15 protein-coding genes and 1 tRNA gene are annotated in these 21,459 nt (G+C 63.7%); 3 read left to right on the top strand and 13 right to left on the bottom strand.

The features are described 5' to 3' along the window. Positions 1-104 precede the first annotated feature (104 nt). Together M8J71_RS08845 and M8J71_RS08840 are read left to right on the top strand one after the other, a co-directional pair. The gene (locus M8J71_RS08845; RefSeq protein ID WP_256247540.1) at positions 105-1,640 is read left to right on the top strand and encodes an NtaA/DmoA family FMN-dependent monooxygenase; all 1,536 of its coding nucleotides are present in this window, start codon (positions 105-107) and stop codon (positions 1,638-1,640) included. Continuing rightward, entirely contained in the window at positions 1,535-1,981 is a 447-nt protein-coding gene (locus M8J71_RS08840; RefSeq protein ID WP_308292955.1) for a flavin reductase family protein, read from the top strand. The genes M8J71_RS08845 and M8J71_RS08840 overlap by 106 nt, the downstream gene beginning before the upstream one ends. A 1,083-nt stretch (positions 1,982-3,064) precedes the next feature. Here the strand turns inward: M8J71_RS08840 and M8J71_RS08835 are convergent. The 5 genes from M8J71_RS08835 to M8J71_RS08810 form a co-directional block, all read right to left on the bottom strand. After that, positions 3,065-3,349, bottom strand: a complete 285-nt coding sequence (locus tag M8J71_RS08835; protein WP_256247539.1) for a hypothetical protein — start codon at positions 3,347-3,349, stop codon at positions 3,065-3,067. A 323-nt stretch (positions 3,350-3,672) separates the two neighbouring features. Then, on the bottom strand, positions 3,673-3,879 hold the full coding sequence (locus M8J71_RS08830; RefSeq protein ID WP_256247538.1) for a hypothetical protein: 207 nt from the start codon (positions 3,877-3,879) through the stop codon (positions 3,673-3,675). 137 nt (positions 3,880-4,016) lie between these two features. Then, positions 4,017-6,488 (bottom strand): DEAD/DEAH box helicase, encoded by a 2,472-nt coding sequence (locus M8J71_RS08825; protein ID WP_256247537.1) that lies wholly within the window; start codon positions 6,486-6,488, stop codon positions 4,017-4,019. 594 nt (positions 6,489-7,082) lie between these two features. Further along, entirely contained in the window at positions 7,083-7,538 is a 456-nt protein-coding gene (locus tag M8J71_RS08815) for a prevent-host-death protein (protein WP_256247535.1), read from the bottom strand. 438 nt (positions 7,539-7,976) lie between these two features. Beyond that, positions 7,977-8,058: transfer RNA gene (locus M8J71_RS08810), tRNA-Leu, on the bottom strand. A 203-nt stretch (positions 8,059-8,261) separates the two neighbouring features. Here M8J71_RS08810 and M8J71_RS08805 point away from each other — a divergent pair. Then, on the top strand, positions 8,262-8,867 hold the full coding sequence (locus tag M8J71_RS08805) for an ANTAR domain-containing response regulator (protein WP_163163231.1): 606 nt from the start codon (positions 8,262-8,264) through the stop codon (positions 8,865-8,867). 68 nt (positions 8,868-8,935) lie between these two features. Here M8J71_RS08805 and pyk read toward each other — a convergent pair whose 3' ends face one another. The 8 genes from pyk to M8J71_RS08765 form a co-directional block, all read right to left on the bottom strand. Beyond that, entirely contained in the window at positions 8,936-10,426 is a 1,491-nt protein-coding gene (pyk, locus tag M8J71_RS08800) for a pyruvate kinase (RefSeq protein ID WP_256247534.1), read from the bottom strand. A 64-nt stretch (positions 10,427-10,490) separates the two neighbouring features. Continuing rightward, positions 10,491-11,948 (bottom strand): glutamate synthase subunit beta, encoded by a 1,458-nt coding sequence (locus M8J71_RS08795; RefSeq protein WP_163163227.1) that lies wholly within the window; start codon positions 11,946-11,948, stop codon positions 10,491-10,493. Then, the gene (gltB, locus tag M8J71_RS08790; protein ID WP_256247533.1) at positions 11,941-16,554 is read right to left on the bottom strand and encodes a glutamate synthase large subunit; all 4,614 of its coding nucleotides are present in this window, start codon (positions 16,552-16,554) and stop codon (positions 11,941-11,943) included. The genes M8J71_RS08795 and gltB overlap by 8 nt, the downstream gene beginning before the upstream one ends. A gap of 263 nt (positions 16,555-16,817) precedes the next feature. Then, positions 16,818-17,984, bottom strand: coding sequence for a prolipoprotein diacylglyceryl transferase (gene lgt / locus M8J71_RS08785; RefSeq protein WP_256247532.1), 1,167 nt, complete (start codon positions 17,982-17,984; stop codon positions 16,818-16,820). A 3-nt stretch (positions 17,985-17,987) separates the two neighbouring features. Then, a complete protein-coding gene (trpA, locus tag M8J71_RS08780; protein WP_256247869.1) occupies positions 17,988-18,818 on the bottom strand; it encodes a tryptophan synthase subunit alpha in 831 nt (276 codons plus the stop codon). Between the two features lie 11 nt (positions 18,819-18,829). Beyond that, positions 18,830-20,158 carry a tryptophan synthase subunit beta gene (gene trpB, locus M8J71_RS08775; RefSeq protein WP_256247531.1) on the bottom strand — a complete coding sequence of 443 codons (1,329 nt, stop codon included), beginning with the start codon at positions 20,156-20,158 and terminating at the stop codon, positions 18,830-18,832. 118 nt (positions 20,159-20,276) lie between these two features. Beyond that, positions 20,277-21,098, bottom strand: coding sequence for an indole-3-glycerol phosphate synthase TrpC (gene trpC / locus M8J71_RS08770; protein ID WP_256247530.1), 822 nt, complete (start codon positions 21,096-21,098; stop codon positions 20,277-20,279). Then, positions 21,098-21,385, bottom strand: coding sequence for an HGxxPAAW family protein (locus tag M8J71_RS08765; protein ID WP_163163217.1), 288 nt, complete (start codon positions 21,383-21,385; stop codon positions 21,098-21,100). Before M8J71_RS08765 ends, trpC begins: the two co-directional genes overlap by 1 nt. Positions 21,386-21,459 lie beyond the last annotated feature (74 nt).

Here is a 21,459-nt window from a genome sequence, read left to right as displayed (position 1 = left end):
CAGCGGCGCCCGGCAAACCGCACTCCACGCAGCATGTCGAGCATCAAGACAGGCACCACAGCAAGCACCACGGCAAGCACGACATAGCAGTACAAGGAGAACCAATGACCAAGCCACAGATGATCCTGGGCATGCACCTGGGCAACGGATACGGATCGCAGACCTCAGCCTGGCGCGCCCCCAACGTTGATCCTGCAAACTACACAAGCTTCGACGCGCAGGTCCGCTACGCGCAGGCCGCTGAACGGGGAAAAGTCGCCTTCCTGTTCCTCCCGGACTCCCCCGGCCTGCAAGCCGACGTCGATCATGAGGCACCACAGATCACCCTCGAGCCCATGATGACCCTCGCGGCAATCGCGCGGGCCACCGAACGCATCGGCCTCGTTGCCACCGGTTCCACGACCTTCAACGAACCCTTCAACATCGCCCGCCAGTTCAAAGCCTTGGACGTGATGAGCCGTGGCCGCGCCGGATGGAACGCAGTCACCACCAGCGACCCCAACTCTGCGGCCAACTTCGGCCAAGGCATCGCACCGCGGCCGCAGCGATACCAGCGCGCCCACGAAACCATCCAGATCGCCCAAGCACTCTGGGGAAGCTGGCAGCAGGACGCGTGGATCAAGGACCAAAAAACCGGGCGGTTCGCCCACCCCGACAAGGTCCAACCCATCAACATGCAGGGCGAATACGTCGCCTCCCGCGGGCCACTACCCATCCCACCATCCGAGCAGGGACAGCCCGTCATCTTCTCCGCCGGAGGTGGCGCCAACGGACTCGACCTCGCTGGATGGTACGCCAACGGTGTCATCGGCTCCACCTTCACCATCGACGACGCCCGCAAGCAGCGCCAGGCCTACCGTGACGCCGCCCGCAGGGCAGGACGAAACCCGGATGAGATCAAGTTCTTCGCCGGAGTCATGCCCGCCATCGGCAAGACCAAACGCGACGCCCTGGACCGACGCGTGCAATTGGGCGAGCTCACAGCAGCATCGCGGGTCCCCTACCTCGGCTCGATGCTGAACCTCCAGCTCGACGCCGGCCAGCTCGACGAACCCCTTACGCCCGTTCAGCTGGCGGCCGCGTCTCCAAGCCCGTTCGACCCCCGCTCCCCACGGGCGCTGCAAGTCGCACGTGAAGGATGGACCATCCGGGACATCCTCGCCCACGGCGTCATCGACTACCACCCCACCCCCGTCGGCGACGCATCAGTCACAGCGGATCATATGCAGGAATGGTTCGAAGCCGGAGCCTGCGACGGGTTCTGGGTCTCCGTCGACGTCAACGAAGACGGTATCGACACCTTCGTTGACGAGGTCGTCCCCCTCCTGCAGGACCGCGGCGTCTACCACCACGACTACGACGGCACCACACTCCGCGACCACCTCGGCGCACCCGCACAATACGGACTGGACCCCCGCCTCACGGACCCCATACCAGGACAACCACCAGCACAGACAACCCAGCCACCAGTAACACCACCAACACCATTGATCAGAGCCGTTTTCGGGATACGGTCGGCCAGTACGCGTCAGGGATCACCATCATCACCGGCCACGATGCCGAAGGTCCGATCGGTTTCTCCTGCCAATCGTTCTACAGCGTCTCCGTCGACCCACCCCTGGTGTCCTTCAGCGTCATGAAGACCAGCACCACCTACCCCCGCATCCGCGGCACAGGAACCTTCGCAGTCAACATCCTCTCGGTCAGCCAAGAAACCATCTCCAACCAGTTCGCCGGTCGAGGCACCGACAAATGGGCCGGCATCACCTGGAACCCCACTAACAACGCCAACCCCATCCTCGACGGCACCCTCACATGGCTCGATTGCATTATTCACGCCGAACACGACGCCGGCGACCACATCATCGTCATCGGACACGTCAATGAACTAGGAGCACCTCAGATCCATCAACCCGACCCGCTCCTCTACTTCAAAGGCCAGTACAGGAGCCTCCTCCCGCCATCCAGAACCTCATCGTGAATCGCTGGCAATCTCGTTCTCTGAAGCAGAGATCGATGGATCTTTGGACTGCACCAGGCGCCAAATAGCACTGTCAAAACGCTGCCATTTACCGCCGAAAGTCACAGGCAGCAGGAGACGTTACCAGGCAAACCTTGCTCGCGTGCCAGGCGTATGTCCGGTTGAGGAACACCCCAACCTGACGTAATACGAAGCCTCTGGGCATCAGAATCTGGCTTCATCCCTATCTAGCTGGCGATCGGCGAAACAGAACTGAGCCCCTATCGGACATCCGCGGCCCTTGCAGTGCGCGTCAGTGAAACTCCGTGGACGTTTTGCCGGACGCCATTATGCCGTCCGGTCATCGCCTCAAAGTGATGGATGTTGGGGCTGGGATATCGTCGACGTTGCTCGATCAAGCGACAGCTCTGGCAACGCCTAAAGCAGATGCAAGTGTTGACACTGTCAACACCCTCTTTGGCACGCCAAACACCCCGGCAGCGCTCCTGATCACCCGCGAAGAGTCTCGCACGAAGCTCCGAAAGGAAAAGTCTATGAGGTCATGTAGTACCCACAGCCCCGAAGCATAAATAGGTGTTGGCCACCCACGACCAACCAGACAGAACCGGAACGAGGAACCGCATAACCTCAGTACAGCAGACGGGAACCCCACTAGCCACGGACTTGAACCCCCGCCACCCCACACGCCTGAATAGGCCCCGCGGGCAGCCAGGCTCCAGCCCGCGCACCTAGCGTCAGAGGGACGCCACCACAAACCATGTCAACACGTTAAAGCAAAAGACCCCTCTGAGGAGGGGTCATGCTGTGCCCGAGGTGGGACTCGAACTGCATTCAAGGCCTTGCAAACACTGGGAAGCCGCTAAAACATGCGGAAACGGGACCAGTCCGGTGGCTGTACGAGGCACTCCGAGGTGAAAAGTGTGGACATTATCCACAAGCTCTCGTCCGCTCTATCAGCACCATGCGCCAAGCCCATAGATCGCCTCGTAAAGCTGTGCCAAAGTCAAATATGGACCAGGAGCGATTCCCCGAAAGCGCCGGTGGCTGTTGGAGTGGCAGCGGACGAAAACTACAGCGCCCAGTCTAGGAGCCCGCGCCGCGCTTCGAGGAGATGCAGTAGTAGCGATCCTGCCCGACGCGCTTGATCAGGCCGTTACGGACAAAGCCTTCCAGAAGATCCAGGAGTTCAGCGCGATCGAGGTTTGCCGAAACTCGTTCGTCGTGCGCTCTCCGAAGCTTGTGCATCGCTGGCAGATCATTCAAAGTGAGCGCGACCTCTCTGTTCAGAAATCCGTGCAGGGCAAGCAAGTGCTGGACGTCGTGCCGGTTGAGCCCCGGTGTACGGCCCGTGTGGTTACGATGGTTCAATTTAACGAATACATCCTCAAGGGTTGGCTCGGAGCGGTTCTCCGGGTAACGACAGCCTAGGCAAACCCACGGGTTCTGAGCGGAACGGCGGGGCTCTGGCAACTTGAAAATTCTGCCCCCAGGGATCAAAGAGGCTCCGCAAACACCGCAGACACCGGAGTACTTGGCAAGGATGCCGAATCGCTCCTCATAGTTTCCTCGCGGCTGATTCCTAACCAACTGAGGTCGAGAATTAGGCAAGGGATCAAAGGTTGTCATGTCTCAAAACCTACTGTGTCAGCTGCCGAGAACTGCCATCCATGGCGATGCACCAAGGCGAGGCCTCAGACATCCTCAAGGCGCTTCAGCAGGTCCGCATCATGGCTCATCACGAACTCCAGACCCTCGCTGATCTCTTGCCTGCGCCGGTGACCTTGGACGTCCGAACCGTAAAATTGGCCATAAAGCACCGACTTGGAGGTGTGCGCCGTGGCAGCAGGCGCACCCGGACACCGGTCACCATCTTCCGAAACATGGAGGTGCATGTCCATAGTTCGATGATACTGAGCGGGATCAGGAAGTTCACTGGCGTGAGACGCATTCGCCTGCTCGGAAGGGCCCTCTCGACAAAACCTTCCGAGTGGCCGCGGCAACGCAGACACAGCCGTCTACCGTCCTGGGGACGATGTCATCTGCTCATGAGCTTGCGCGGATCCGGGAACCCGAGCGAGACATAACCCGGCGACCGCTTGTTCAGGGACGCGGCCAGTACGGGTGTTGATTCGTCGTAGTAGTCGTGAACAGTCGCTACAGTTTTCCCTGGGTACGGCCGAATTACCCGGCCGACGTACTGGACCAATCTGCCCTTGAACGACACAGGCGCTGCAAGGAACAGGGTATCCAGTTTGGGGCAGTCAAAGCCTTCTCCAATGTAGGAGCCGGTGCCCAAGACTAGCAGAGGATGCGCATCATTCGTGCTGGCAAGGAGGTCGACGGCGGCCTGGCGTTCCTTGGCCTTCATCGCTCCAGTGAAAACCACCGGCTCCAAACCAGCCGCCTCGAACCGGGATCTTAGGGAATCAAGATGGGCTTTCCATGTCGTCAGTACAAGTATTCGTGAGTTCCGTTCGTAAGCTTCGATGACGTCATCGTAAATTTGCTGCAGGCGTTCCTCATTGACGATCAAGTCCTTGTAGATGGCGGACATCCCACCCGGTTCGCTGGGCTCTGCGGCCCCGTCATACGCATAGGAGGTCCGGTGCAGTTCCAAAGTTAGCGCCGGTTCGGCAATCTCGTGTGCGTGCGTTGGAAGCTGCTGCGGAACAGCAGGGGTCATAGTGTGTGAGATTTGGCCGAGCTGGTGGTAGATCAGCGAGTCCAATTTGTCCCGCCGATATGGTGTTGCCGTCAGTCCCAGCCAGTACCGGGCCTGTATCTGGTTCACGACATGGCTGAACGCTGCCGCCGGGACGTGGTGGCATTCGTCCACGATGACGAAACCGTAGCCTTCGGTCAGCTCGGCAACATTTTCCCGCCGTGCCAGCGTAGGCAAAAGCGCGACATCAACCCGACCCGTGGTCTTGGCACGGCCACCCCCGATTTGGCCGCACTTCTCGTCCAGGAACTCACGGATACGACTGCGCCATTGCTCCGCCAAGGCTTTGCGATCAACCAGAATGAGCGTTGACACGCCACGCAGTGCCATCGCAGCACACGCCATAACCGTCTTTCCTGTACCGGGCGGGGCCACCAGAACTCCGTGCTCGGCGGCAGTGGCGGCGTCCACAGCATTTTGTTGTTCCGGGCGCAGGCGGGCCGAGCACTCGAAGCTGTGGGCCACGCCTTCCACGCGTTGGTCATCGATGCGCAGCGAGCTACCACTCGACTCCACGAGTCGCTGCAACAGGAGCAGCAAACCACGGGGCAAGATAAGATCGCCCTCCAGCGTTTCGTCGTAGTTGCGCAGGTATCGAGGAATATTCCACGTCGATCGCCTCTGGCGCTGGCGTTCATAAAACTCCGGGTTCGGCATGGACGCAGCATGCTTGACGGCTGAGACCATGGCCGGGCCAAGGTCAGCCGCTTTGATGGTCAACCGTGATGCGAACCCTGCCCGAACAATCAGTGCGGGGCGTGGAACAATCGCGGACGATTGCGGCATTTCCAGCCGCCGAACGTCTCCTCCCAACCTCACGGCCGGAAGCCTACGGATATGCTCGCGAACCTCGCGCTCCGAAAGCCGAGCCAGACTGGATAGATACGCCCACTGGTCCTCGTATGGTTCCAGGGTTGTTGTGTCGAGGAACAGCGTCGTGCCATGCTGGCGGCGCTTGCCGTTCAGCGGGGCGGCTATCAGATTCCCCATACCTTTGCCTGAATGAACGTCTTGAGCGGGAAAAAGCCTGTCATAGCTGGCCAGACTCATGCTGCCCCGCAAGGCCATCGCCTCATGAATGAGACCGGTGCCAAGCTGGCGTGCTGCAGAAGCCGGGACTGCGGCACTAAAGAAGATCCAGACATGGCCGCCCCGACCGGATTGGGACACCTCCAGCGCTGCGGGGATACCTCGAAAGCGAGCAGCTTTGGCGTATGCCAATGCATCCAGCATTGCGGCGCCGCCATCAAAGTCCGCTGCCACCCACCAACACGCGTCCTGCTCCGTCAAGGGATAGAGACCAATATGCAGCGCTCCGCGCAAATGATCGGCAACAACGAACGGAGTAAGCGGCATGAACTTTGCGTTTTTAATGTCCGCGCCTTTACGCCAGCCACCGGCAACTGCAGGAACCCAGCCGGAGCGCCCATCCCGCGAGTTTTCCCAACGGACTGCATAGACATCTTTGCGCGCCCCGAATAGATCCTGGAACAGTCCGACCTTCTCTTCCGGCGATGAATTCATGGTCACCGGCCCCTGGTGCACCACAGAAGGGATTACAGCCTGAGCCAGGTGTGCTGCCTTGGACTCCGCCTCCGTGATTTCCAAGAGTTTCCGCAATCTAGCATTATCCAGCCGCAGCTCCTCGAGCTCGCGTCTTAGGGCCCGGCCTGCTGGATCGAAAAGGCCCGGCAATGCAGCTTGCCCACCCGGTTCAGGAGTGCGTTCAATCACGGTTCCATTTTGCTCGGCTGAGGCCAAAATGCCGAAATCAATATTTGTCATACAGCCGGCAGGGGCACGGAAACATGCGGAATCCGGGGCAGTTCAGGCGCTGCGCGTGACAGTCCGGGACGAAAAGTGTGGGCGTCGTCCCCACTTTCTTTTGGGCCGATCCCGGCACCGGAACATTCAACAAGGCCCTGCAGGTTGAGGACTGCTAGTTCGGACGAGGCCTACAAAGTGGCGGAATCCTTGTTATCAGCATTCGCTGCATCTCCGCGTTGAAGGTCGGGGACTATCCGTATTCCGCTATGACTTTGTTTCGTTTGGATGGCTTGTATGAACCTGCTCTAAGTAGACAACCTGGTCCACGACGTAAAACCAGATGCGTGCATCACCCTTCAACGTGGGCTTGTGCTGCCATCTGTCGTGGTGAACACCGCCTCGCGACACGCTACCCAGATCACCACGCAGCCTATAGTTCGTAGGTGTCGTCACCTGCGGAGTTCGGGTAAGAAAGTCCCACGAATCCACCAGTGAATTCCTGATCGTAGCTTTGAGGTCCGTCCAACCGCGCTTTGCCTGCACCGATGCAAAACGCAGCTCGTATTCACTCTTCTTCGTCGGCCGCTCGACCTTTTCGCTCTTCGCCATGCCTTAGGGACGCTCGACGGTTTCAGCGTCATCAAGCCATTCGAGGGCTTCCTTGCCGAGGCCGGCGGCGATGGCAGTTGCGGTCTCTCGCCAGGCATTGAGTTCCGCAATGGCCAGATGGGGCTGGTTGGTGGCGAAAGAAGCTCGCGCTGCCGCCACGATCTCCGAGGCGCATGTTTCCCGGTCGATCTGGCTCAGTGCAAGCATCCAGGGAAACCGATCACTCATGCGGTTCGCAAGCGTCCCCTCAGTACTCGTGGTGACAGCGATTAGCTGCGCGGCTAATTCCAGCAGTGACGCCCGTGCCCGGTCTGCGCTCTCGGACATGAGCACCAGAGATTCGCCGTCGCGCCGAGTAATTTGGATCGGGTGATCCGCTGCGGCGGCAAAGGCCTCAGCGGAGGCGCGGCTTAGTTCGGAAGACTGGAAGGTCGTTCGGGAAGTGGCTAATGCGCTCATACACTTACACTACTTCAGATCCTGTTCTGAAGTGTAGTACCGTCAGGTAGCGATGAAGAACAGGTATAAGTGTGGACACTGTACACACCCTCATTGACTGGACAAACACCGGCGGCAGGCTCGTACTGGCGGATCCCAGCACAGCCTTCCGGAGCCAGGCGCAATAATTGCCTCAGTCATGTCGTTCCTGATCCCCCGGCACATGAATAGGTGTAGACCACCAGCGGCCACCCGACAGAACCGGAACGAGGAACCGCATAACCTCAGTACAGCAGGCGGGAACCCCACTAGCCAGGGACTTGAACCCGCCATCACACACACTTGAATAGGCTCCGCGGCAGCCAGGCCACAGCGCGCAAACCTAGCGTCAGAGGGACGCCACCACAAACCATGTCAACACGTTAAAGCAAAAGACCCCTCTGAGGAGGGGTCATGCTGTGCCCGAGGTGGGACTCGAACCCACACACCTTTCGATACCGCATTTTGAGTGCGGCGCGTCTGCCAATTCCGCCACTCGGGCGCGGATTACAAGAAGCAAAAGGCTACGCCCACAGCTGATTGTGAGCAACGCGATCGCTTCACGTACGCGGAATTACTCTACATGCAGATAGGCTGAATTCCAGAATCGCGCCGCCGTCGCCGCACCTGACCATGCAGATCAAGTACAGGACCGGGCGCACCTAAGATAGTGATGTCCCCGCCGTACCTTTCCAAGGAGATCCCGTGACTGAACAGACGGAGTCAAAACCCACGTCCCAGCCGGCGCGCCGCGTCGTTGTGGCCGAGGATGAAACCCTCATCCGCCTCGACATCATCGAAATCCTGCGCGGCGAAGGCTATGACGTCATCGGCGAAGCAGACAACGGCGAGAAGGCCGTCCAGCTGGCTGAAGAGCTGAAGCCGGACCTGGTCCTGATGGACGTCAAGATGCCCGTGATGGACGGCATTTCCGCAGCTGAAAAGATCGTCAAGGCCCGCATCGCCCCCGTGGTGCTGCTGACCGCCTTCAGCCAGAAGGAACTCGTGGAGCGCGCCCGCGACGCCGGTGCCATGGCCTACGTGGTCAAGCCCTTCACCCCGGCCGACCTCATCCCGGCGCTGGAGATCGCCCTCTCCCGCCACGAGGAGATCAAGGCCCTGGAAAGCGAGGTCTCCGACCTCCAGGAGCAGTTCGCCACCCGCAAGCTCGTGGAACGCGCCAAGAGCCTCCTCACCACCAAGATGGGCCTCACGGAACCGGAAGCCTTCCGCTGGATCCAGAAGACCTCCATGGACCGCCGCCTCAGCATGCGCGAAGTGGCAGAGACCATCATCAACCAGGTCAACTAACAGCACTGTCGTAGACAGCAGAAAGGACCCCTGCCAACCGGCAGGGGTCCTTTCTGCTGTCCGAAAGCCTAGGCCTTCTTCTTCTTTTCCGGCCAGGGGCCGAGCTTTTCCTTGTTGCTGGCGGCTTCACCAACACGTGTGGAATCGGCGAGGTCGCCCACCTTGTGCACCTTCAGGGAGTTGGTGGAACCGGCCTTTCCGGGAGGCGAACCGGCGGCAATTACCACCAGGTCGCCGTCGTCCACGAGACCCATCTCCAGGAGGCTGCGGTCAACCTGTGCGGTCATCTCGTCGGTGTGGTCCACCATCTGGACCAGCACCGGCTGGATGCCCCAGGTGAGCGCCAGCTGGTTCCAGACCTGCTCCACCGGAGTGAAGGCGAAGACCGGCTTGATGGGGCGCAGGCGCGAGAGGCGGCGTGCGGAGTCGCCGGACTGGGTGAAAGCACAGATGTACTTGGCGTCCAGCTGGTCGGCGATTTCGACGGCGGCACGGGTGATTGCACCGCCACGGGTCTTGGGCTTGGTGCCCAGCGGAGGAACGCGCTCAAGGCCGTGGACCTCGGTGGACTCGATGATCCGGGCCATCACCTTGACCGTCTCGATTGGGTACTTGCCCACGCTGGTCTCGCCGGAGAGCATCACCGCGTCCGCACCGTCCAGCACGGCGTTGGCGCAGTCTGAGGCCTCCGCGCGGGTGGGGCGGGGGTTGTCGATCATGGATTCCAGGACCTGGGTTGCCACGATGACTGGCTTCGCCCAGCGGCGGGCCAGCTCAATCGCACGCTTCTGGACGATCGGCACTTCCTCCAGCGGAAGCTCCACGCCAAGGTCACCACGGGCCACCATGATGGCATCGAACGCGTCGATGATTTCAGGCAACTGATCAACAGCCTGCGGCTTTTCGATCTTGGCGATGACCGGCACGCGGCGGCCTTCCTCGTCCATGATCTCGTGCACACGCCTGATGTCGGAGGCGTCACGCACGAAGGACAGGGCCACCAGGTCAACACCGCGGCGCATGGCCCAGCGGAGATCGTCCTCGTCCTTTTCGCTCAATGCAGGGACGTTGACGGCCACGCCGGGCAGGTTGATGCCCTTGTTGTTGGACACCATGCCGCCGACCGTAACCTCTGCAACCACCTTGACGTCGTCCACGGCCGTGGCTCGCAGCGCCACCTTGCCGTCGTCGATCAGCAGGGCGTCGCCCACGTTGACGTCCTCGGTGAGGCTCTTCAGGGTGGTGGAGCAGATGTCCTTGGTGCCGGGAACGTCCTCGGTGGTGATGGTGAAGGTGTCACCAACGGCGAGGGCGTGCGGGCCGTCAACGAACCGGCCCAGGCGGATCTTCGGTCCCTGCAGGTCAGCCATGATGGCCACTGCCTTGCCGAGATCAGCTGCTGCCTTCCGGACGTTCTCGTAGGTGTTGTCATGCACGGTGTAGTCGCCGTGGCTCATGTTCATGCGGGCGACGTCAACGCCGGCCTCCAGCACCGCGAGGGTGTTTTCGTAGCTGGCAATTGCCGGGCCGAACGTAGCCACAATTTTTGCGCGTCTCATATACCTACCCTATTGGTCTCTTGCATTGGTTAAGTTGTCGTGGAGGTGAACCCTCGATGCTGCACTAGAGGACGGCGATGGCCCTGTCGGTGGGCGCCACGGGTGCAGGCAGGATGGTGCTGCCCATCAGGTACTTGTCCACTGCGGCTGCGGCGGCGCGTCCCTCGGCGATGGCCCACACAATCAGAGACTGGCCACGCCCGGCATCGCCGGCAACAAAGACACCCTCGGTGTTGGTCATGTAGTAACCGTCGCGGGACACATTGCCGCGGCCGTCGAACTCGGCGTTGACCTGTTCCGTGATGCCGGCCGGCTCAGCCCCTGTGAAGCCCAGGGACAGGAAGACCAGGTCCGCAGGGATGATCCGCTCGGTACCGGCCTTGGGCAGCCGCTTGCCGTCAACGAACTCCGTCTCGGCAACCTTCACGCCAGTGAGCTTGCCGTTTTCGCCAACGAACTCAACGGTGGAGGCGAGGTAGGTCCGCTCGCCGCCTTCCTCGTGGGCGCTGGCCACTTCGAACAGCGTGGGGAACGTGGGCCACGGCTGGTGGCCCGCCCGCTCTGAGGGCGGCTGCTTGCCGATGGCAAGCGTGGTGACGGAGGCAGCACCGTGGCGGTGCGCCGTGCCCAGGCAGTCCGCCCCGGTATCGCCGCCGCCAAGGATGACAACGTGCTTGCCCTGGGCGTGGATCTGGTTTTCCACCGTCTCCCCCGCAACCACACGGTTCGCCGGCACGAGGTAATCCATGGCGAAGTGCACGCCTTCAAGGTCGCGGCCCGGGATGGGCAGGTCACGCGGAACGGTAGCGCCGGTGCAGACCACGACGGCGTCGTAGCGCCTGCGCAGCTGCTCCCAGGTCACATCCGTGCCCACCGCTACACCGGTGCGGAAGCGGGTTCCCTCCGACTTCATCTGCTCGATGCGGCGGTCAACCTGCTCTTTTTCCATCTTGAAGTCGGGGATGCCGTAGCGCAGCAGGCCGCCGATCTTGTCATCGCGCTCGTACACGGCCACGGTGTGGCCCACGCGGGTGAGCTGCTGCGCGACGGCCAGGCCGGCAGGGCCGGAGCCGACGACGGCAACGGTCTTTCCGGTCAGGCGTGCGGGAGGCAGCGGGCTGACCCAGCCGTTGTCCCAGGCTTCGTCGATAATGGAGACTTCCACCTGCTTGATGGTCACGGCAGGCTGGTTGATTCCCAGCACGCAGGACGCCTCGCACGGGGCGGGGCACAGCCGGCCGGTGAACTCGGGGAAGTTGTTGGTGGCGTGGAGGCGCTCGATGGCTTCCTCGCCCTTGTCCCGCCACATGAGGTCGTTCCACTCGGGAATGAGGTTGCCCAGCGGGCAGCCCTGGTGGCAGAACGGCACGCCGCAGTCCATACAGCGGCCGGCCTGGGCCTTCAGGGTGCCCTTCTCCTGCGCCTCGTACACTTCCTTCCAGTCCATGATGCGGACGGGAACGGGACGGCGCGGCTGGGTTTCACGCTGACGTACTTTCAAAAATCCGCGTGGATCAGCCACCGGTTACCTCCAGGATTCGAGACCACACTTCTTCGCCGTCGGGGTCCAGGCCCTCTTCGATGGCGTCGAGACGGGTTTGCAGCACAGCCGCGTAGTCGCGCGGCAGCACCTTGGTAATGCGGGCGGCGGTGTCATCGAAGTTCTCGAGGAGGCGCGCGGCCAGCTGGGAATCAGTTTCTTCAACGTGCTTGACCAGGAGGCCGTGCACGATGTCGCGGTCTTCGGCGTCCAGCTCGCGGAGCTGGAGTTCACCGGACTGCAGGGCGTCCTTGTTGACCTTGGCAGCGTCCAGGTCAAGGACGTAGGCGGTGCCGCCGGACATGCCGGCACCGAAGTTCCGCCCGGTGCGCCCGATGATCAGCGTCTGGCCGCCGGTCATGTACTCGCAGCCGTGGTCGCCAATGCCTTCGACGACGGCGGTGGCGCCCGAGTTGCGGACCAGGAAGCGTTCGCCCACCTGGCCGCGCAGGAACATCTCACCGCTCGTGGCGCCGTAGCCGATCACGTTGCCGGCGATGACGTTGGTCTCCGCCTTGAACACATTGGTGCGGTCCGGCCGGACGATGATGCGCCCGCCGGAAAGGCCCTTGCCCACGTAGTCGTTGGAGTCGCCGAACAGCCGCAGGGTGATGCCTGCGGGCAGGAAGGCGCCCAGGGACTGGCCGGCGGTGCCGCTGAGGGTGACGTCAATGGTGTCCGTGGCCAGGACGTCCGTGCTGAACGTCTTGGTGACCACGTGCCCCAGCATGGTGCCCACTGAACGGTCCGTGTTGATCACGTCCACCGAGATCTTCACCGGGCTGCGGTCCGTGAGGGCCTCGGTCGCCATGGTGATCAGCCGCTGGTCGAAGTGCTTGTCCAGCTCGTGGTTCTGGCCCGTCATGTTCCGCAGCGGGGCGTCGTCGTCGAACTCCAGCCCGTGCAGGATCGGATCCAGGTCCAGGCCGTCGGCCTTCCAGTGGTTGACGGCATCCCGGGCGTCGAGGACCTCGGCGTGGCCGATGGCCTCTTCCAGGCTCCGGAAGCCCAGCTCAGCCAGGATTTCTCGGACTTCCTCGGCCAGGAACTCGAAGAAGTTGACCACGAACTCGGGCTTGCCGCTGAAGCGTGCCCGGAGCTCCGGGTTCTGCGTGGCCACACCCACCGGGCAGGTGTCCAGGTGGCAGACGCGCATCATGATGCAGCCTTCCACCACCAGCGGAGCGGTGGCGAACCCGAACTCTTCGCCGCCCAGCAGCGCGGCGATCACAACGTCGCGGCCGGTCTTGAGCTGGCCGTCAACCTGCACCACCACGCGGTCGCGCAGGCCATTGAGCATCAGCGTCTGCTGCGTCTCGGCGAGGCCGAGCTCCCAGGGCACACCGGCGTGCTTGAGCGAGTTCAGCGGCGAGGCGCCGGTTCCGCCGTCGTGGCCGGAAACGAGCACGACGTCGGCCTTCGCCTTGGTCACGCCCGATGCCACGGTGCCGATCCCCACTTCGGAGACGAGCTTGACGTGAACGCGGGCCGAGGGGTTGGCGCGCTTGGCATCGTAGATGAGCTGCGCGAGGTCCTCGATGGAGTAGATGTCGTGGTGCGGGGGCGGGGAGATGAGTCCGACGCCGGGGGTCGAGTGGCGGGTACGGGCCACCCACGGGTAGACCTTTTGCGCCATCAGCTGGCCGCCCTCGCCGGGCTTTGCCCCCTGCGCCATTTTGATCTGGATGTCGTCGGCATTGGTCAGGTAAAGGCTGGTGACACCGAAACGGCCGGAGGCAATCTGCTTGACGGCGGAACGGCGCTTCGGGTCGAGCAGGCGCTCCACGTCCTCGCCGCCTTCACCGGTGTTGGACTTGCCGCCCAGCTGGTTCATGGCGATGGCCAGCGTCTCGTGGGCCTCTTGGGAGATGGAGCCGTAGCTCATGGCACCCGTGGAGAACCGCTTGACGATGCTGGAAACCGGCTCCACTTCCTCGAGCGGAACCGCGGGACGCTCATTCTTGAACTTGAGTAGGCCGCGGAGGGTCATCAGGTTCTGGGACTGGTCGTCCACTCCCCTGGTGTACGCCTTGAAGATGTCGTAGCGGCGCTCACGTGTTGCGTGCTGCAGCCGGAAGACGGTCTCCGGGTTGAACAGGTGCGGCTCGCCGTCGCGGCGCCACTGGTACTCGCCGCCGCCCAGCAGCGGACGGTGGGGCTGCTCGATGCCCCCCTCGGGGTACGCCATCTGGTGGCGTGCCGAAACTTCGGCTGCAATGACATCCAGGCCCACGCCGCCAAGCTGCGAGTGGGTGCCGGCGAAGAATTCGTCCACCAGTTCCTGTCCCAGGCCCAGCGCTTCAAAGGTCTGGGCGCCGGTGTAGGACGCAACGGTGGAGATGCCCATCTTGGACATGATCTTCAGGACGCCCTTGCCCAGGCCCTTGATGAGGTTGTAGACGCCGTCCTGCGGGGTGACCCCGGTGACATCGCCGGCAGCAATGAGCTGCTCCACCGATTCCATGGCGAGGTACGGGTTGACGGCGGAGGCGCCGTAGCCGATGAGCACGGCCACGTGGTGCGTCTCGCGGACGTCGCCGGCCTCGACCACCAGGGCGGTCTTGGTCCGGTTGGCGCTGCGGAGCAGGTGGTGGTGCACCGCGCTCACCAGGAGCAGGGACGGGATGGGCGCCCACTGCGCGTTCGAATCACGGTCGGACAGCACGATGTACTGCACGCCGCGGTTGATGGCGCCGGATACCTGCTCACAGATTTCCGTCAGCCGGGCACGGAGCGCGTTCTCGCCGCCTTCGGGGCGGTAGAGCCCGCGGACCTTCATCGCCACGCGGTTGCCGTCGGCATCCTCAATGTTGGCGATCTTGGCGAGCTGGTCGTTGTTGATGACCGGGAACGGCAGCTGGACCTGGGGCTGGCGGACCTGCTTGGTGTCCAGAAGGTTGCCGTTGGGGCCGATGGCACACGTCAGGGACGTGACCAGCTCTTCGCGGATGGCGTCCAGCGGCGGGTTGGTTACCTGCGCGAAGGACTGCACAAAGTAGTCGAAGAGCAGGCGGGGGCGCTTGGACAGCACGGCCACCGGGGTGTCCGAGCCCATGGCGCCCAGCGGCTCGGCGCCGGTGCGGGCCATCGGGCCCAGCAGGATCTTCAGTTCCTCGGTGGTGTAGCCGAAGGTGCGCTGGCGGATGTTCACCGACGCGGCGGTGTGGACCACGTGCTCGCGCTCGGGAAGCTCGTTCAGGTCGATCAGGTTGTCCTTGACCCACTCGGCCCACGGGTTGGCGGCGGCCACTTCGGCCTTGACCTCTTCATCGTCAATGATGCGCCCGGCGTCAGTGTCCACCAGGAACATCTTGCCCGGGGACACGCGGCCCTTCTTGACCACCTTGGAGGGTTCGACGTCGATGACGCCCACCTCGGAGGCGAAGACGATCAGGCCGTCCTCGGTGATCCAGAAGCGGCCCGGACGCAGGCCGTTGCGGTCGAGGGTTGCGCCCACGAGGTTGCCGTCGGTGAAGGAAACGGCTGCCGGGCCGTCCCACGGCTCCATGAGCAGGGAGTGGTACTCGTAGAACGCGCGGCGGGCCGGATCCATGGTGGCGTGGTTTTCCCACGCCTCCGGGATCATCATCATGATCGAGTGCGTGATGGGGCGGCCTGAGAGCCACAGCAGCTCGGCTACCTCGTCGAAGGACGCCGAGTCCGAGGCGCCGGGGGTGCAGATGGGGTACAGCTCTTCCGGCGAGTCGCCCAGCAGCGGGTTGGCGAGCTGGGACTGGCGGGCGCGCATCCAGTTGCGGTTGCCCTTGACCGTGTTGATTTCGCCGTTGTGCGCGATGGTGCGGAACGGCTGGGCCAGCGGCCAGGACGGGAAGGTGTTGGTGGAGAAGCGCGAGTGGACGATCGCGAGCTTGGTCTTGAAGCGCTTGTCCGAGAGGTCCGGGTAGAACGGCTCGAGCTGGGCGGTGGTGAGCATGCCCTTGTAGACGATGGTCCGCGAGGACAGCGACGGGAAGTAGACGCCGAACTTGTTCTGGGCGCGCTTGCGGATCCGCCAGGCGCGGGAGTCCAGTTCGTTGCGGTCCAGTTCCTCGCCGATGGCGGATGCCAGGAAGGGCTGGGAAAAGTAGGGCATGCAGGCGCGTGCCATGGCACCGACGAGGTCGGCGACGATGGGCACCTCACGCCAGCCGAGGACCTTGAGGCCCTCGTCAGCCGCGAGGCCCTCGATGCCTGCCTTGGCGGCGTCGGCCTCGCGCTGTTCGGCGGGAAGGAAGGCGGTGCCGGCAACGTACTGGCCGGGGGCGGGAAGTTCGAACTCTGTGACCGCGCGGAAGAACTCATCCGGGATCTGCATCAGGAGGCCTGCGCCGTCACCGGTGCCTTCGTCAGCGCCCACGGCACCGCGGTGCTCGAGGTTGCGCAGGGCGGTGAGGGCGGCGTCCACAATGTCGTAGCCGGGCTCGCCGCGGAGGGTGGCGATGATCGCAAGCCCGCAGGCGTCCTTCTCCTGCTCCGGGTTGTACAGCCCGGAGGCCTCCGGCAGGGCTGCAAAGCGCTTGAACGGCGGCATGGCGGCCTGAGGCTGGTCCGGTTCGGACCAGCTGGGAGTGTGAAGAGTTTGGCTCATGGGAGACGTCCTTCCTCCTGATCGTGCGTATGGAAGGGACACCGTTGGCCCCACTCGTCGGCGCCGCGGTTATGGGCACAACAAAGTGTTGATTACTGGAAATTGTAGGTCAGCGTGGCCTGCTGAACTAACAGTTACGCAGGCCCCTGCCCCGGGCAACACTGGGCAGCAGCTCTATGCTGTCCAGGGTGGCCCCGATGCCACGACACTGTGGTGATTGGGCGCTTCGAGCGGTGGCTCTGCTGCCCTGCCTGGCCCGCGCGCTACTTGGTAGCGCCGGCTTCCGGCGCGGTTCCTGTGGCCGTGCTGCCGGAACTTCCGGCAGCGGTTGCGTCCGGTCCGGGCTTGGGGCCTGCCGGCGCAGCCTCGGCTTCTTCCGTGGGGACGGAAGCACGCCGGGAACCGCTTTGGTTATCAGGGAGATTATCACGCGATTCACTATCTGAGACAACGGAGTCCGCATCACGGACCGGATCGCCGGATGCTGATACAGCGTTTTTATCCGGCTCCGCCTCTTGTTTTTCCGCCGGTTTCCGGCCGTCCAGGTACACACTGTCCGGCTCGGTCCGCTTCTTCCTTCCCAGCAGGATGAACGCCGCAAGGGCAGCCAGGAAAACGAAGATGCTGGTCCAGACGTTGAGGCGGGTGGTGATGCCGAACAGCGAGATCTGCTCGGCGTCATCGATGCGCATGGCTTCGATCCAGACCCGGCCCAGTGTGTAATACATCGCGTAGAGCCAGAACAGCCTGCTGCGGCGGAAGTTGAACTTCCGGTCCAGGGCGAGCAGGATGACGACGCCGGCCAGGTTCCACAGCGATTCATAGAGGAACGTGGGGTGGAACAGGGTGTCGGCGGGGACGCCGGCCGGGAAGTTGGCGTTGTCGGCGTCGATCTGCAGCCCCCACGGCAGCGTGGTGGGGCCGCCGAACAATTCCTGGTTGAACCAGTTGCCCCAGCGGCCCACGGCCTGGGCCAGCAGCAGCCCGGGCGCGGCGGCGTCAAGGAAGGCACTCAGCTTGACCCCGCTGCGGCGGCAGCCGATCCAGGCCCCCACCACGCCCAGGACCACGGCGCCCCAAATGCCCAGGCCGCCGCGCTGGATCTGCGGGATCAGGGAGAGGTCCCCGGTGCCGTCGAAGCCGGGACCGAAGTACGCGTCAGGTGAGGAGACCACGTGGTACAGGCGGCCGCCGATGATGCCGAAGGGAATCGCCCAAACGACGATGTCCCAGACGCTGCCCTCAGGTGCTCCGCGCTTCGCCCAGCGGGCAGAGGTCAGCCACAGGCCCGCCACGATGCCTGCCAGGATGCACAGGGCGTAGGCGTGGATGCGCAGCGTCCCCCAGGGCAGGGGAATGTCGAAGCCGGACCAGTCCGGGCTGGGGATGCTGGCGGGCACCATGGCGGCTGCCTGAAGGAGCGTCTGCATGAATTAGGCTTCTTCCTCTATCAGTCCGGTGTTACGGCTCAGCCCGGTGCTGAGGTCTTTGGTGAGGGCAGCGACGGCGTCCACGCCGCCGTCGCGGATTGCGGCTACCAGCGCGGTGCCCACGATGACGCCTTCGGCGTACGCTGCGATCTCGCGGACCTGGCCGGCGTTGGACACGCCGAGTCCAACGCAGACGCGCTCGGCGCCGGCGGCGTGGGCCGCGGCCACTACATCCTTGGCTGCCGTGCTGACGGAGGCCCGGGCGCCGGTGACGCCCATGATGGACACGGCGTAGACGAAGCCGCGGCTCGCGTCCACGGTCCGCTGCATGCGCTCGGTGGTGGAGGACGGTGCCACAAGGAACACCCGGTCCAGGCCGTACTTGTCCGATGCCTCCATCCACTCGGCTGCCTCGTCGGGGATGAGGTCCGGGGTGATGAGCCCGGCTCCCCCGGCCTCCGACAGGCGCCGCGAGAACTCGTCCACACCCATCCGGACCACAGGGTTCCAGTAGGTCATAACCAGGACGGCGGCGTCGGTCTTGCTGGTGATGCCTGCCACGACGTCAAAGACCTGGCGCACTGAGAAGCCGTTGGCCAGGGCCTCCGTGGTGGCGGCCTGGATGACCTGGCCGTCCATAACCGGGTCTGAGTAGGGGATGCCGATTTCGATGAGGTCGGCGCCGTTTTCCGCCAGCGCGATGCCGGCGGCGATGGTCTGTTCCACGCTGGGGTAGCCGGCGGGCAGGTAGCCGATGAGGGCGGCGCGGCCCTCGGCGCGGGCCTTGTCGATGGCCGCCGCTGACTTGCTGATGGTCTGTGCCCTGTTCGTCATCTCTGCGCCGCTCACAGCTGCTCCCCCTCTTTGCCGATTTCCGACTCCGCGGAATCCTTGTCCAACAGGTCAAACCATTCGGCTGCGGTGGCCACGTCCTTGTCGCCGCGGCCGGAAAGGTTCACGATCACGATCTTGTCCTGCGCCGTCCCGTTTGCGGCGGCGGTTTCGTCAGCCAGCCGATGCCCCACCTTGATGGCGCCGGCCAGAGCGTGCGCGGACTCGATGGCGGGAATGATGCCTTCGGTGCGGCACAGGAGCCGGAAGGCTTCCATGGCCTCGCTGTCCGTGATCGGCTCGTAGCTGACGCGCCCAATGTCGGCGAGGTAGGAGTGCTCCGGACCCACACCGGGGTAGTCGAGGCCTGCCGAGATCGAGTGGGACTCGATGGTCTGGCCGTCGTCGTCCTGCATGAGGTAGGAGCGGGCGCCGTGCAGCACGCCGGGCTTGCCCAGCGTGATGGTGGCCGCATGGCGGCCGGTCTCCACGCCGTCGCCGCCTGCCTCGAAGCCATAGATCTTGACCGACGGATCGTCAAGGAAGCCGTGGAAGATGCCAATGGCGTTGGAGCCGCCGCCGATGCAGGCGCAGACGGCGTCAGGGAGCCGGCCTTCCTGCTCCAGGATCTGGGCGCGGGCTTCTTCGCCGATGACTTCATGGAAGTACCGGACCATGGCCGGGAACGGGTGCGCGCCGGCTGCGGTGCCGAGGAGGTAGTGGGTGTTGTCCACGTTGGCCACCCAATCCCGCAGGGCGTCGTTGATGGCGTCCTTGAGGGTTTGCGAGCCGCTGGTGACAGGGATGACAGTGGCGCCCAGGAGCTCCATGCGCGCAACGTTCAGCGCCTGGCGCCGGCAGTCCTCCGCACCCATGTAGACCACACATTCCAGGCCCATGAGGGCGGCGGCGGTGGCACTGGCCACTCCGTGCTGGCCCGCGCCGGTTTCGGCGATGACCCGGGTCTTGCCCATGCGCTTGGCGAGCAGGGCCTGGCCAAGGACGTTGTTGATCTTGTGTGAACCGGTGTGGTTCAGGTCCTCGCGCTTGAGGAAGATCCGGACACCGCCGGCGTGCTGCGAGAAGCGCTTTGCTTCCGTCAGGAGGGAGGGACGGCCGGAGTAGTTCTTGTTCAGGTCCGCGATCTGGGCCCGGAATTCGGGATCCTCCTTGGCCTTGTCGAAGGTCTCCTCGAGTTCGTCCAAAGCAGCGATGAGGGACTCCGGCATCCAGCGTCCCCCGTAGCTGCCGAAGTAGGGTCCCGGGGCGTGCTTGAGGGAGCCGCCCTGCAGGAATGCTTCCGCGGCGTTGTTGTCAGCGTTCGCTGAGGGTGCGTCAGCCATCAGTCCCGTCCTGTTCCAGTTGATCGTTCAGTAAGTGTGGTGTTCCGGCTGGGGGCCGGGACAAATCCGCGGGCGGCAAACAGCCCCTGTCCACACTGGTGTGTGCAGGGGCGTCCGGTCAGCCGCGGGCGGCGATGGCGGCGGCGCCTGCGGCCGTAAATTCGGCAATCCGCTCACGCGGGGTGGAGTGGCTCACCAGGGCCTCGCCCACCAGGATTGCGTTGGCACCGCTGGCGGCGTAGTGCGTGACGTCGTCCACGTCGCGGACGCCGGATTCGGCGACCACGAGGGCCTCGGCCGGAATCAGCCCCGCCAGGGAGGCGAACACGGAACGGTCGACGTCGAGCGTCTTCAGGTTCCGCACGTTGACACCGATGATGCGCGCCTGGGCGGCGATGGCCCGTTCAATTTCCTCTTCGGTGTGCGTCTCCACCAGCACGTTCATGCCGAGTTCGGAGCTGAGCGCCGAATACTCGGTGAGCTGTGCGTCGGAGAGGGCCGCCACGATCAGCAGGATCAGGTCCGCGCCGTGGGCGCGGGCTTCCCAGATCTGGTACTCGTCGAGGGTGAAGTCCTTGCGCAGCAGCGGCACGTCCACCGCGGCTCGCACGGCATCGAGGTCCGCGAGCGAGCCGTTGAAGCGGCGCTGTTCGGTGAGGACGCTGATGACGGAGGCGCCGCCGTCGGCGTACTGCCGTGCGAGGGAGGCGGGATCGCCGATGGCGGCGAGGTCGCCCTTGGAGGGGCTGCGGCGTTTGATTTCCGCGATGACTTTCAGCTGTTCCCGGGACGGGGAGGGGCCGCCGAGCGCAGCCCAGGCGTCGCGGGCGGGCGCGGCAGCCTGGGCCCGGTCCTTCAGTTCAGCGAGGGAAACGAGGCGTTTCCGCGCGTCCATATCCTCCCTGACACCGGCGTTGATGTCATCGAGAACAGTTGCCATCAGTGGCCGGAGTTCTTCAGCTTGCTGCCTTCGACGCCGTAGCCTGCCTTGCGCATGATGTAGCCGAGGATCAGCCCAAGCACCATCACGGCGCCGCCGGCGATGAAGATGGGGGTATTGGCGATGACGAAAGCGATGGACATGATGAGGGCGCCCACCAGCATCACGATGACGCAGGTCCAGGCCGCGGGGCTGTTGCCGTGGCCGAGTTCCTGGCTGTGGTCAATGGCGCCGGGGGCTACCGTGCGGGTGCCTGACTTGGAAACGGACGCAGGTGCTTTGCTCATGGAAAATCTCCTCAGGGTGGATACTGCTTACATTCTGCCATTTATTGGCCGGTGGCCGCGTATCGGCGGCCTGC

The organism is Pseudarthrobacter sp. R1 (genome assembly GCF_024494415.1).
GTDB lineage: Bacteria > Actinomycetota > Actinomycetes > Actinomycetales > Micrococcaceae > Arthrobacter.
The sequence above is the reverse complement of the archived record's forward strand: the minus strand, read 5'-3'. Positions and strand labels throughout refer to the sequence as shown.